Genomic DNA, 12,845 nt, shown 5'->3' on the forward strand with positions numbered 1-12,845 from the left:
CGCGGCGCCGGGCAGGCTTACTGCTTGATCGCTTCGATCGGCAGGGTGATGGTCACTTCGTCGCCCACGTAGGGGGCGTACTTGCCCATGTTGAAGTCGGTGCGCTTGACCTTGGCGGTGGCGGTGGCGCCACAGGCGTCCTTCTTCACCATCGGGTGCGGCATGCACTGGAAGGAGACGACGGTCAGGGTCACCGGCTTGGTGATGCCCTTGAGGGTCAGGTTGCCTTCGACGGAGGCCACCTTGTCGCCATCGAAGACGACCTTGGTGGACTTGTAGGTGGCGGTGGGGTACTTCTCGGTGGCGAGGAAGTCCTCGCCCTGGATGTGCTGGTTGAACAGCGCGTAACCGGTGCTCACCGAGGTGGTGTCGATGGTCACGTCCACCGAGCCGGTCTTGGCGGCGCGGTCGATGGTGACGCTGCCGGTGGTCTTGTCAAAGCGCGACAGCTGCTGAGAGTAGCCCATGTGGTTGTATTCGAAGCGCGGCAGGGTGTGGCTGCCGTCGATCACGTAGGTTTCCGGGGCGGCCAGGGCCGAGGTGGAGATCGCGGCGGCGGCAAGGGCCAGGGCGGTGAGCTTCTTCATGCTGTTTTCCTTTTAGGTCTTGAGTTGGGGTTGGGGCTTACTTCTTCGTCGGGGCTGCATTGGCCACGACGTGGAACTTGATGTCGATCTCGTTGGCGACGGCGGACACATCGGCCCACGGGCCTTCGCCGATGCCGAAATCCATGCGCTTGAGCACGAAGCCGCCGTCGAACACGCCGCTGGCGCCTTCCTGCTTGAAGGTGAAGGGGGCAACCACGTCGCGGGTCTGACCCTTGATGGTTATCTTGCCCAGCGCTTCGTACTTGTTGCCGCCCAGGGCGCGCACGCCGGTGGATACGAACTTCGCGGTGGGGAAGGCCTTCACGTTGAACCACTGCTTGCCGACCACCTCGTCGTTGGCGTCCTTCGAGCCGGCGTCGATGCTGGCGAGGTCGATCTCGAGGGTGGTGTGGGCCGCGGTGGGCTTGGCGGGATCGAAGCTGATCTGGCTGGTGAAGCGCTTGAACGAGCCGGGCACCGGCACACCCATCTGCTTGGAGCTGAAGGCGAGGGTGCTCTTGGCGGCGTCCACCTGGTTGAATTCGGCGGCCTGGGCGGCGCCGGTGGCGAGCAGCACGGCGACGGGCAGGGCGATGAGGCGGATGTTCATGGTGTTCTCCTGGAGATTCGAGATTCGTTATTTGCCGAAGGGCAGCATGCGGCGCAGGGTGGCGTCGCGGTCGATGACGTGGTGCTTGAGGGCGCCCGCCACGTGCAGGCCGACGAGCAGCAGCAGGCCGAAGTTGAGGGCTTCGTGGACCTCCTTCAGCAGGTCGCCGAGTTCCTCGCTCTTGGCCACCAGATCGGGCAGCGGCAGCACGCCGAAATACACCGTCTGAAAACCCTTGGCCGAGCTCATCAGCCAGCCCGACAGGGGCACCAGCACCATCAGCAGATAGAGCAGGTGATGGGTGCCTTCGGCGATCCTGTGCTGCCAGGCGGGCATCGGCAGCGCGGCGGGCGGGCGGTGGGTGATCCGCCACAGGATGCGCGGCACGAAGAGCAGCAGCACGGTGATGCCGATCCACTTGTGATACGAGTAGAGCTTGAGCTTGGTGGGCGACAGGGGCAGTTCGTGCATGTAGGCGCCGAGCGGCCAGGCAGCGAGGATCAAGAGCGCGATGATCCAGTGGGCGGCGATGGCGGGGCCGGAGTAGCGTTGGGTTGCGGTGTTCATTCGGGTCAGTGTTCCGGAGTGAAGGGGGCGGGGCTGGCGTCCTGCCAGAGATAGGCGTCCATGGCCAGACCGCCATAGGTGGTTTCGGGTTCCAGGCGCAGCGGTTTTTCGCCGGGATTGGCGGCGCCCAGGGCGGCGAACAGGGGCAGCAGGTGCTCCTCGCTGGGGTGGGCCTCGGCTCCATAGGGGGCGAGGCGGCGGTAGTCGAGCAGGGCCGGGCGGTCGTCCCGTTCGAGGGCGTCGCCCACCCAGTCGGCAAAGGCCACCGAGTTGGCCAGCGGGGCGCTGTTGGTGCCCCAGGTGAGCCAGCCGAAGTTGTGGGTGACCGCGCCGGAGGCGAGGATCAGCACGCCTTCGTCCCGCAGGGGGCGCAGCGCCGCGCCGATGCGCCGGTGCCAGTCTGGCCCGGCGAAGGGCTGGAGCGCCAACTGCACCACCGGCACGTCGGCCGCCGGGTACATGGCCTTGAGGGGAATCCACGCGCCGTGGTCGAGGCCGCGGTCGGGCACCTGGGCGTTGGGCAGGCTGGCGGCGGCGAGGAGTTCGCGCACCCGGGCGGCCAGCTGCGGCGCACCGGGGGCCGGGTAGTTCATCGCGTAGAGCGCCGGCGGAAAACCGCCGAAATCATGGATGGTGTCCGGGGTGGCGGCGGTGCTGACGGTCGGCTCCCGCGCGGCCCAGTGGGCGGATATCACCAGGATCGCCTTCGGCCGGGGCAGTTCGGCGCCGAGCTGCGCCCACGCGGCCACGGTGGCGCTGGCGTTGAGCAGCACGTCGGGTGCGCCGTGGGAAACGAAGAGAACAGGGTGTCGGCTCATCTGGGGGCTCCTGACGGCAGTTCATCGACTGCCTGCATTGATGCAGACGAACTTTAGGCTTTTGATTCGTTCAAAAATAGCCTTTAATCGAGACATCTTTGTTGCTGAATTTGAAACAATGGACCGACTGAACGCAATGGACGTCTTCGTCCGGGTGGCCGAGACGGGCAGCTTTACCGCGGTGGCCGAGCATCTGGGCCTCGCGCGGTCGATGGTGACGCGCCAGATCACCGGGCTCGAGGCCCATCTGGGCGTCAAGCTGATCGCCCGCAGCACCCGCAGCCTCAAGCTCACCGCCGAGGGCGAGGTGTACCTGGAGCGCTGCCGCGAGATCCTTGGCCTTGTTGGCGCCGCCGAGGGCGATCTGTCGGGGGGCGGACGGGCGCCTCGGGGGCCGATCCGGATCAGCGTGCCGGTGAGCTTCGGGGTGCGGCATCTGGCGCCGCTGGTGGCGGATTTCGTCGATCTGTACCCCGACGTGACGCTGGACGTGGATTACAACGACCGCCAGGTGAATCTCATCGAGAGCGGCATCGACATGGCGGTACGCATCACCGGCCAGCTCGACCAGACCCTGGTGGCGCGGCGCCTCAGCTCGTCGCGGATGCTCACCCTGGCCTCGCCGGATTACCTCGCCCGCCATGGCCTGCCGGTGCGCCCCGAAGACCTGGGCCGGCATCACTGCCTGGGTTACACCGGTACGCCCCGGTCGAGCTGGCCCTTCCGGGTGGGCGACGAGACGGTGTGGGTGCCGGTGAAGAGCCGCCTCCAGTCCAACAACGGTGAGGCCTTGCTGGATGCCTGCGAGCGGGGGCTGGGCGTGTGCCGTCAGCCGAGCTTCATCGCCGCGCCGGCGGTGAAGGCGGGCCGGCTGCAGGTGATCCTGCACAACTACCCGGGCCCCGAGGTGGGCATCAACGCGGTGTTCCCGAGCAACCGCTACCTGCCCACCCGGGTGCGGGCGCTGGCCGACTACCTGGCCGAACGCCTCGGCCCGGTGCCGGCGTGGGATCAACTGTGAAATTCATCGGGCGGGTTGACCTTAGGGCATGTTGCGTTGCGACGGTCATGATCTTTGCTATAACACCATCATGACCGGCCCCGACAGAGAGCCCCGCGACCGACCGACGGAACCTTGATTCCCAGGCGGCGGGGATAGGTGCCGGGCTGCAATCTTCGGAAGGGGATGCAACCATGAAACGCACCTATCTGGCGGCGCTGGCCCAGAACACGCCCGCGGTGCAGCCCGCGCCGCCCCACGCCCAGGTGCCCGAAACCGGCGTGCAGGACCAGAATCAGCCCTACTTTGAAGCCTGCGCGCGGGAAGGGCTCAACGAATCCGAATGCGTGGGCCGGCTGATCTGGTTCAAGGCCACCGGCGGCAACGAGCGCTTCCACACCTACACCTTCCAGCAGCGCGTGGGCGTGCTGGTGGATTGGTACCGGGTGCTCCGCACCGACCAGCGCGACGATCGCTTCTGGGCCTGGGGCATCATCAACGATCCGTCCTGCTGCAAGCCCGGCGACGCCAACTGCCCGGCCAAAACGCCCGACGAAACCTTCGGCCTCGACTAGTGCCCCGGCGACGACGTGCTCCTCAAATACGTGGGCAAGCCGGGTTACATCGACCCAGCCTGTGGCCTGAAGGACGCTGCCCTCGACCCGGACGACCCCCACAGCCAGGGCGGCAAGCTCGACCAGCGCCACTCGGCGTGCGACCTGCGCTTCGGCACCTCCACCGGCGCGCTGGGCATCCGCAAGTTTCCCAACCCGCGCTTCGACCCCGAAAAGTGGAAGGCCCTCAACGGCGGCACCGCCAGCTGGGCCGGCTTCGACAGCAAGCTGGATGCGCGCACCGGCGTCGAATCCGACAGCCGGGTGAGCAAGCTGGCCGACGGCTCCATCGAGCCGCCCTTCCTCATCGGCACCAGCTGCGGCTCGTGCCACATCGCCTTCGACCCCCTCAACCCGCCGGCCGACCCGGCCCACCCCAAGTGGGAGAACATCAAGGGCCTGGTGGGCAACCAGTACACCCGGATGTCGGAGCTGCTGGGTTCCGGCATGCCCAAGTCGGCGCTGGAATGGCAGATGTTCGCCCACGCCCGCCCTGGCGTGACCGACACCTCGGCGATCTCCCACGACCAGGTGAACAACCCCGGCACCATCAACGCGCTCATCAACGTGGCCCAGCGCCCGGTGTTCAAGGGCGAATCGGTGAGCAAGTGGCGCAAGGTGGCCGACTGCGGCGCCGAGAAGGACGAGGCCAGGTGCTGGTGCGAGCCGAACCGCCAGGGCAAGTGCTGGCAGTTCTCGACCCGTAGCGACGACGTGACGCCGGTTCTGCTGGGCGGCACCAAGGTCAATCTGCCGGGCATCCACCACATCCTGAAAGGCGGCGAGGATTCCACCGGCGCCCACGAGGCGATCCAGCGGGTGTATTTCAACATCGGCTCGTGCTCCGAGCAGTGCTGGGTCAATCACTTCACCGACATGCGCCAGGTGGACCCGGAGCAGCGCGGCTTCGGCCAGACGCCGTTCAACGTCGGCCAGTGCCGCCGCGACTGCCCGAATTTCCGGGCGGTGGAGGATCGCCTGCAGAACCTCCTCGACTTCTTCGCCTCCGCCGAATCCGATGAGACTGACCTGTACGTCGCCCGCGCCAACGCCCGCAAGGCCAAGGGCGCTGCCGGCAGCTACGGGCGCGCCGAGCTGATCGCCGATCTGGACAAGGAATTCGGCAAGGGCGCGGTGGCCCGCGGTCAGGAAGTGTTTGCCGAGAACTGCGCGCGCTGCCATTCGAGCATCTCCGAAGCCGAAGGCGGCCCCTTCAAGAGCCGTGACTTTGCCGCGCCCAACGATGCCCACCCGCGCAAGGTGAGGGCGGATTTCCTCGGCAACGACCAGGCCACGCCGGTCACCGAGGTGGGCACCTTCCGCTGCCGCGCGCTGCACTCCAACCACATGGCCGGCCACCTCTACATGGAATACGGCAACGAGACCCTGCGCGCCCGCCCGGTGGTGGCCGACATCCCCGAGGCGGACGCCATGAAGAACGGCGGCCGCGGCTACTACCGCAACGTGTCGCTGGTGAACGTGTGGGCCACCGCGCCCTTCATGCACAACAACGCCATCGGCCCCGAGGTGTGCGGCAAGCCGGCCAACAAGGAGAACGACTTCCACCGCGCCCGCTATGCCGGCGAGAACAACGCCCTGCTGGCCAGCCAGCCGGATTGCGTGCGTTACGACCCGAGCGTCGAAGGCCGCTTCGAGCTCTACAAGCGCTCGATGGCCGAACTCCTTCACCCCACGTCCCGCGGCCGCAAGATCACTTTGACCAACGCCGACCTGCTCATCGACATGGGCATCCGTCCGCTGGAGGGCAAGGTCGAGAAGCCGCTGCATGGCTTCGGGCAGGTGAAGATCCCGATGGGCACCAGCGCCGGTTATCTCAACGGCCTGCAGCACAAGCAGCTGGTCGGCGATCTGTTCCTCGCCAAGCGCGACCCGGCCCGGCTCGAAGCCGCCGGCAAGAAGGCTCTGGTGCCGACCCTGCAGGCGATTGCCGACGAGGTGCTGAAGAACCCCTCGCGCTTTGTCGACGTTCTGCGCCAGCACCACGACTTCATCGCTGCCAACTACCAGAGCTGCGACCAGCTGGTGGAAAACGAGGGTCACCGCTTCGGCGAGGATCTGTCCGAGGCCGACAAGAAGGCCGTCACCGCCTTCCTCGCCACTCTGTAGGGAGAGCCGCCATGAAAGCACTCCAAGCCGTCGTCGCACTGTGTGCCGCGGCAGGCCTCGCCGCCTGCGGGCCCGAGAAGACCGCCCAGCCCAACATCCCCTTCGCGCCCTACGACAAGAGCTACGCCTCCAAGCCCGACCTGGCCCAGGTGGATCACGCCTTCCCGATCCCCACCGCCGAGATCGCCAGGATCACCCCGGATTACCTGGCAACCCTCGATCAGGAGCAGCTCGACCAGATCTACGCCCGCCTCACCGCCGGGCCGATCCCCGATGGCGCCTTCGACGGCCGCATCCTGCTGCCCAAGGGCGGCAGCGGCAAGCTGAGGCTGGCCGAGCTCGTCGGTGGCTTTGCCGGCACCGCGCTGCAGCTCAAGGGTCTGGTGCTGGAGGAAGTGGGCGAGACCCTGTGGCGGGGCAAGGTCTTCTACCGGGACGCGCGGGTGCTGCGCAACCGCATCGAGGATCTGTCCGTCCTCAAGAAGCTCGAACTGGTGAGGGGCGAGCCCCAGAAGATGAACTTCAATGGCAAGGAAACCTGGCTGCTCTTCCCGGCCAAGCTCTACTGCGGGCAGAGCCTGCTCGACGCCCGGCGCGAGTCGATCATCATCGACTACTTCTTCACCGACGAGATCTCCGGCTACCAGGAATACCCCGATTTCCTCGCCGGGCGCCGTGGCCTGCGGGTGCGCGACGAGATCCGGATGATCCGCCCGGGCCTCTACCTGGGCCGCGCCTATCTCGACAAGGGCTTCGCCCTCAACTTCACGCTCTACAACAAGGCGATGGACGAGCAGGGGCGGGAAGCCTTCATCAAGACCGGCCAGGCCCAGGAGGACTGCTGGCCCGGCACCCAGCAACGCAAGCTGCTGGCCTCGGCAGGCTGACCCCGGCCGGCGCAACCGGGGTGGCGCGCCGTGACGATCCGCCGGGCCTTGCAGTCGATGCTGCTGGCCGCGTTCGTCATCGTCCGGGCGCCGCTGACGGTGGCGGCTGAGCCCGCACCGATGCGCGCCTGGGTCGTCGATCCGGCCGCGCCGGGGTCACATCTGCCGCCGGTGGGCGTGTCGCTGTTCGACCAACTTTTTGCCGACGGCCGTGGTGGCCACATGGTGCCCTTTCCCTTCGACACGCTCCTCGCCCGACTCGACCCGCTGCTGGCCCGCGACGGGGCGAGCACGCTGCCGCCGGTCAAGCCGGTGCTGATCCCCCTCGGCCGCTCGCTCCAGCGCACCGCAGCGGCGCCGGACTACTTCCGTTTTCCCCGCGTCGTGCTGGCCGTTGATGCGCCCCCGGCCCCGGGCGCGCCGCTCCTCAAGGACCGGCTCTACATCGGCTACGCCGAGAAATCGGCAGTGCTGGAAGTCATCAGCTACAACGAGGCCGCCGGCCGCTTCGAGTTCCAGCTGGTCAAGGATTACCGGGCCGGCGGCCAGCCGAGGGTCTTCTACGCCAACCGCAACATCTGCTTCGCCTGTCACCAGAACGGCGCGCCGATCTTCTCCCGCGCCCTGTGGGACGAGACCAACGCCAACCCGGCCATCGCCGCGCGGCTCGACGCCGTGGGGCGGCGCTTCTACGGCATTCCGACCGGGCGCGGCGTCGATCTGCCCTACGCCATCGACAAGGGCGTGCGGCGCGCCAACCTGTTCGCCCTCTCCCAGCGCCTGTGGCGCGAGGGCTGCGGGCCGGGCGACCCTGGCGCGGCCTGCCGGGCCGGGCTGTTTGCCGCCGCGATCCGCATGCGCCTGGCGGGTGGCCGGGCAGGGCGCCCGGACGCCGCCTTCGACGAAGCCGCCGCCCGCCCCCTGCGCAGCCGGGCAGGCCGGCTGTGGCCGGACGGGCTGGCCATCGGGCGCTCCGACCTGCCCAACCGCAATCCGCTCCAGGGCGTCACCCGCTGGCCCGACGCGCTGCCGGCGCAGCTGGCGCTGTCCCATGTGCCGGCCCGCTTCGAGCCCCTCGCGCCGCGCCCGCCGGACGCGTGGTGGCGGGCCAATGCGCCGGAAGCGCTGGCCGAGGCCGTGGCCGGCGTTGCCGAGTTCGTCGCCGATGGCCAGTGGCTGCGCGTCGAGGCTGCGCTTGCGCGTCGGGCTGCCAGCCTGCCGCGCGGGGTGATGGCGCTGGACTGCGTGCCGCAGCCGGCCTCCCGGGCCTCCCGTTGCCGTGGGCCGGGCGGCACCACGCTGGATCTGGCGGACGGGCGGATAAGTCGCCTGTCCCTCGCCGGCGAGCCGCCCCAGCCGGCCTTCGCCCTCGGCGAGGCCGTGCGCCTGGCCGGGGGCGACTGGCTGGAGCACGTCGACGCCAGCGCGCTGAAGGCCGGCGCCGGGCCGCTGCAGCTGCGCCTGCGCACCGATAGCAGGGCACTCGCCAGCGCGATGGAGGCCCTCGCTGCCAGCCCGGAGGGCGCCGCCCTGCTGGCGGACAGGCCGATCCCCGGCGCGGCGTTGGTCACGGCCTTGCTCAAGATGCTGGGTGAGGCCCCGGCCAAACCACCGCAAGGCGTGCCGCCCACGCCCCGCCTCGAAACCCCCGACACGCCGCCCCGGGATGCGCCGATGGGCACGCCGCTGCCCAGGCCGCTGGCGGCCTTCCACGCCTGGTGCGCCGCCTGCCACCTGAGCGCCGAGCAGTTTCCGCCCAACTTCCTGCAAGGCCCGCGGGACGAACTGGAGGCGCGCCTACGCCAGTGCGCGCCACGCATCCTGGTGCGGCTGACGATGGCCCGGCGCCTGCCCGCCGCGCGGGAGAAGACGCCGATGCCGCCCGAATCCATGCTGCCCGCCTTCGGCATCCATCCGGCCGCCTGGGCGACAAGCCCCGAGCGGGCGGAGATGGAGGCCGTGGTCGCCACCATGCTGCGGCTCGAGACCGGCCGCGAGCCCGACCCCGACGCCCTGCTGGCGGGCGGTTACGAATACCTGCGCCCCTGCCTGGCCACCGGGGCGCACTGAGAGAGAACGGAGGCCATCATGCCCCACCGCGCCGTGCCGCCCACCCACCGCTGGAAACGCCGTTTCCTCATCCTCTTTGCGCTCACCGTGGTGCTGCCGGCCACCGTCGTCCTGTGGCTCGTCGGGCGCTTCGGCGGCGATTCGCCGGTGGATTACGCCGACCCGGTGGAGCACTTCAAGTACGGCTCCACCGGCGGCGAGCACGAGATGGGTTTTCCGTACTGGATCTGGCGGGCGCTGCCCGAAGTGTGCGGTCACCTGCTGCCCGGCAAGGGCTACGCGTCGCTGGGGATGCTCTACGAGACGAACCCCGACGGCAGCCTGAAGGATCTGCCGGTGGGCACCTCGAAGCGTCGCTACCAGGGCGTGGACCGGGTCTTCGTGAACTGCGCGGTGTGCCACACCAGCACCGTGCGTACCGCGCCCGACCAGCCGCCGCTGCTGGTGGCGGGCATGCCGGCGGCGCTGTTCAACATGCAGGGCTTCGAGACCTTCTTCTTCAACTGCGCGGCCGACCCGAAGTTCTCGAAGGAATACTTGATCCCCGAGATCCAGCGCCAGGGGGCTGATCTCGACCTGCTCGACCGCTACGTGGTGTATCCGCTCGCCATCGGCATCATGCGCGACCGGGTGCTGGCCCTGAAGGGGCGTTTCGACTGGGTGTATCGCCAGCAGCCCTGGGGGCCGGGGCGGGTCGATACCTTCAACTCGGCCAAGGTGATCTTCAACTTTCCGATGGATCATCTGCCGCCCGAGGAATTCGACGCCCCGGCTGATTTTCCGTCGATCTGGCTGCAGCGCCCGCGCCGCGAACCCCGGCCGATGGAGCTGCACTGGGACGGCAACAACACCGACATGACCGAGCGCAACAAGAGCGCCGCCTTCGGCACCGGCACCACACCGCCGACCCTCGACGTGCATCGCATCCGGCGGGTGGAAGAGTGGATCCTCGAGACCGAGCCGCCGCCCTTCACGCGCTTGTTTCCGGTCGACGCGGCGCTGGCCGCGCGCGGCGCGCCGATCTACAAGGAATACTGCGCCGACTGCCACGGCGCCTCCGGGCGGGATTTCAGCGGCGATCAGGTGGGGCGGGTCACGCCGCTGGCGCAGATTGGCACCGACCGCCGTCGGCTGGATTCCTACACCTACACCCTGGCGGTCAATCAGGCCACGCTCTACGCCGACTACCCGTGGCGCTTCACCCAGTTCCGCAAGACCCACGGCTACGCCAACATGCCGCTCGACGGCATCTGGCTGCGTGCGCCCTACCTGCACAACGGCTCGGTGCCCAGCCTGCGCGATCTGCTGGAGCCCGCGGCCCGGCGCCCGGCGGTGTTCTGGCGCGGCAACGATGTGTTCGACCCGGTGAAGGTGGGCTTCGTGTCGAACCTGCCCGAGGCCGGCGGCAAGCCCTTCTTCCGCTTCGACACCACCCAGCCGGGCAACGGCAACGGCGGCCACGAGGGCCGGGCCTACGGCACCGAACTCCCGGCCGACGACAAGGCCGCCCTCGTCGAATTCCTCAAAACCTTCTGAGCGGGAGCACACCATGAATTCCCGATCCCTGGAAATCCGCCGCGCCGCCCTGAGTGCCGGGCTGCTGGCCCTGGTCTTGCTGGTGGTCGCGGGCATCTACCTGGGCTGGAGCCGGGGCTTCCGCGAGGAGCCGCAGCCCGCCTGGGTGTTTGAATCCGCCGAGAGCCGCTTCAAGTACGGGTCGATCGGCGCCGAGCACGACGCCGGCGTGCCCTACTGGATCTTCTACGTGCTGCCCCGGGTATTCCCCGAGAAGTTCCGTCAGGACGGCAAGGTCGCCCCCGGCGGCTACGCGGCCCTGGGCGTGGCCTGGGAGCAGGGCCAGGAGCTGCCCGTGGGCTTCACCCGCAAGACCATCGGCTTTGCCCGCGTCGCCAACAACTGCGCGGCCTGCCACACCACCAGCTACCGCACCAGCCCGGATTCCAACCCCGTTTTTGTGGTGGGCGGGCCGGGCCATACGGTGAATATCGAAAACTTCTTCCGCCTGCTGATCGACTGCGCCCGCGACCCGCGCTTCAACGCCGACATCCTGATGGCCGAGATCGACCGGGTGACCGACCTGGACATCATCGACCGGCTGCTCTACCGCTTCGTGATCATCCCGATCACCAAGAAGCGGCTGCTGGAGCGCGAGGCCCAGTTCGCGTGGATCTACCGCAGCGATTTTCCGGACTGGGGGCGCGGCCGGGACGACGGGATGAACCTCACCCGCTACTTCATGATCCGTGCGCCCATGGACGACGCCTTTGGTCCGGCGGACATCCCGGCGGTGTGGAACCTCGGCAAGTACCACGCCGAGACCGGCCAACTCCCCAACTACGCCGGCGACACCCACGACGTGCACTCGGTGATGGTCGATTCGGCCCTCGGCGTGCTCGGCGCGGCGCCGGCCAACAAGGCGGATTTCCTGGCCCAGGTGAAGTGGCTGCAGGACTACCTCTCGAACCTGCCGCCGCCGAAGTATCCCTTCCCCATCGACGCCGCCCGGGCCGCCGCCGGCAAGCCGGTGTTCGACGCCCACTGCGCCGCCTGCCACGCCAGCCCGCGCACCGGCACGCGGCTGCCGCTGGCCGAGGTGGGCACCGACAAGGGGCGTCTCGATACCTGGAACAAGGACGCCGCCATCAAGGCGAATCGCATCGTCGCCGCCATGGGCATCGACCGGCGCGGGTTGGTGGAGGAAGACCTGCCCGGCTACAAGATCCCCTTCCTCGACGGCATCTGGCTGCGCGGCCCCTATCTGCACAACGGCTCGGTGCCGACCCTGCGCGATCTGCTGGAGCCGGCCGCCGACCGCCCCAAGGCCTTCTGGCGGGGCTACGACGTGTTTGATCCGGTGAAGGTGGGCTTCGTGACCGAAGGCGAAGGGGCGAAGCAGGTCGGCACGCGGATGGACACCACCCAGCGGGGCAGCGGCAACCAGGGCCATGAGTTCGGCACAACCCTTGGCCGCGCCGACAAGGAGGCGCTGGTGGAATACCTGAAGACGCTCTAGCGCCTAGCGCAGCAGATAGGCCACGCCGACCACGATCGCCACGATGGTGGCCACCAGCACCGCGCCGGCGGCCACATCCTTGACCACGCCGATCTCCGGATGCTGGCCGGGGTGAAGGCGGTCGGCCAGGGTTTCGATGGCGGTGTTGGCCATCTCGGCCACCAGCACCAGCCCGACGGCCAGCCCGATCAGCGCCCACCACACGGCCGGGGCGCCGGTGAGGGTGAGGAAGATGACCACCGCCACCACGGCCACGCCGTGAGTGCGCATGCTGCGCTCGCGCCGGAAGGCCACGGCGATGCCGCTGCGGGCATAGCCGAAGCGGCGCAGGAATCCTTGTCCTTTCATTCTTCCAACTCTACGCCAAGGCTCGTCGGGCTGCCAGCCTGCGGGGAGCGCCGGGCTGGTTGATCATGACACGAAAATTTTTATTTCAGACAGCTAAAGAAATCGGATTTATCCGTCGTTAAGGCAATGACTCCTCCATACCCGTATCGGGTTTGCGCTGACCGCCGGGGAGGCCTCCAGGCA

The 12,845-nt window shown here is 68.4% G+C and carries 12 protein-coding genes; 7 read left to right on the forward strand and 5 right to left on the reverse strand.

Annotated elements, in window-relative coordinates; all coding sequences use genetic code 11:
* Positions 1 to 17: 17 nt before the first annotated feature.
* Genes Q0672_RS07020 through Q0672_RS07035 form a run of 4 tightly spaced genes read right to left on the reverse strand, consistent with a single transcriptional unit; the run spans position 18 to position 2,582 of the window.
* Positions 18 to 587, reverse strand: a complete 570-nt coding sequence (locus Q0672_RS07020) for a YceI family protein (RefSeq protein WP_298621091.1) — start codon at positions 585 to 587, stop codon at positions 18 to 20.
* Positions 588 to 624: 37 nt separating this feature from the next.
* Positions 625 to 1,197, reverse strand: a complete 573-nt coding sequence (locus tag Q0672_RS07025; protein WP_298621093.1) for a YceI family protein — start codon at positions 1,195 to 1,197, stop codon at positions 625 to 627.
* 27 nt (positions 1,198 to 1,224) lie between these two features.
* On the reverse strand, positions 1,225 to 1,764 hold the full coding sequence (locus Q0672_RS07030) for a cytochrome b (RefSeq protein WP_298621096.1): 540 nt from the start codon (positions 1,762 to 1,764) through the stop codon (positions 1,225 to 1,227).
* 5 nt (positions 1,765 to 1,769) lie between these two features.
* Positions 1,770 to 2,582, reverse strand: coding sequence for a class III extradiol ring-cleavage dioxygenase (locus tag Q0672_RS07035; protein ID WP_298621098.1), 813 nt, complete (start codon positions 2,580 to 2,582; stop codon positions 1,770 to 1,772).
* A 118-nt stretch (positions 2,583 to 2,700) separates the two neighbouring features.
* Here Q0672_RS07035 and Q0672_RS07040 point away from each other — a divergent pair, with 118 nt between their 5' ends.
* From Q0672_RS07040 to Q0672_RS07070, 7 genes are all read left to right on the forward strand, one after another.
* Positions 2,701 to 3,603 (forward strand): LysR family transcriptional regulator, encoded by a 903-nt coding sequence (locus tag Q0672_RS07040; RefSeq protein WP_298621101.1) that lies wholly within the window; start codon positions 2,701 to 2,703, stop codon positions 3,601 to 3,603.
* Positions 3,604 to 3,776: 173 nt separating this feature from the next.
* Positions 3,777 to 4,157 (forward strand): hypothetical protein, encoded by a 381-nt coding sequence (locus Q0672_RS07045; protein ID WP_298621104.1) that lies wholly within the window; start codon positions 3,777 to 3,779, stop codon positions 4,155 to 4,157.
* A 15-nt stretch (positions 4,158 to 4,172) separates the two neighbouring features.
* Positions 4,173 to 6,323 (forward strand): cytochrome c, encoded by a 2,151-nt coding sequence (locus Q0672_RS07050; RefSeq protein WP_298621106.1) that lies wholly within the window; start codon positions 4,173 to 4,175, stop codon positions 6,321 to 6,323.
* 11 nt (positions 6,324 to 6,334) lie between these two features.
* The gene (locus tag Q0672_RS07055) at positions 6,335 to 7,210 is read left to right on the forward strand and encodes a hypothetical protein (protein WP_298621108.1); all 876 of its coding nucleotides are present in this window, start codon (positions 6,335 to 6,337) and stop codon (positions 7,208 to 7,210) included.
* A gap of 30 nt (positions 7,211 to 7,240) precedes the next feature.
* Positions 7,241 to 9,280, forward strand: coding sequence for a hypothetical protein (locus tag Q0672_RS07060; protein WP_298621111.1), 2,040 nt, complete (start codon positions 7,241 to 7,243; stop codon positions 9,278 to 9,280).
* Between the two features lie 18 nt (positions 9,281 to 9,298).
* A complete protein-coding gene (locus Q0672_RS07065) occupies positions 9,299 to 10,816 on the forward strand; it encodes a cytochrome c (RefSeq protein WP_298621114.1) in 1,518 nt (505 codons plus the stop codon).
* 13 nt (positions 10,817 to 10,829) lie between these two features.
* Entirely contained in the window at positions 10,830 to 12,314 is a 1,485-nt protein-coding gene (locus Q0672_RS07070) for a c-type cytochrome (protein WP_298621116.1), read from the forward strand.
* Positions 12,315 to 12,317: 3 nt separating this feature from the next.
* On the opposite strand, the gene Q0672_RS07075 is transcribed toward Q0672_RS07070, so the two are convergent.
* The gene (locus tag Q0672_RS07075; protein WP_298621118.1) at positions 12,318 to 12,662 is read right to left on the reverse strand and encodes a diacylglycerol kinase; all 345 of its coding nucleotides are present in this window, start codon (positions 12,660 to 12,662) and stop codon (positions 12,318 to 12,320) included.
* Positions 12,663 to 12,845: the final 183 nt, after the last annotated feature.

Source organism: uncultured Zoogloea sp. (assembly GCF_937894855.1).
GTDB lineage: Bacteria > Pseudomonadota > Gammaproteobacteria > Burkholderiales > Rhodocyclaceae > Zoogloea > Zoogloea oryzae.